This window comes from Candidatus Binatia bacterium (assembly GCA_023150935.1).
Classification (GTDB): Bacteria; Desulfobacterota; Binatia; order HRBIN30; family HRBIN30; genus JAKLJW01.
The window spans coordinates 1-253 of record JAKLJW010000177.1; the positions used below are offsets into that span (position 1 = coordinate 1).

Genomic DNA, 253 nt, shown 5'->3' on the forward strand with positions numbered 1-253 from the left:
AGCTTGGAAAGCAAAGTGGGGTCAGGGCAGATGCGTTTGATAAAGTCCAAGTTGGAAGAGTCCATTGCCAGAATCCAATCAAAATCATAAAAGTCGGATTCGCGGATTTGGCGAGAGATGCTGGTCAGTTCATAGCCACGGCGACGAGCATGCAGGATACTGCGGGGATCTGAGGATTCCCTGTCATGGGCTCCCGAAGTCCCGGCAGAGTCAGCCACCCATGGCAGATCTTTCTGTTGAATAAGATGCGCCG

The 253-nt window shown here is 52.2% G+C and carries 1 protein-coding gene; it reads right to left on the reverse strand.

What is annotated here, in order from left to right; all coding sequences use genetic code 11:
* On the reverse strand, positions 1–253 hold a 253-nt coding region (locus L6Q96_23600), incomplete at both ends, for a low molecular weight phosphotyrosine protein phosphatase (protein MCK6557531.1).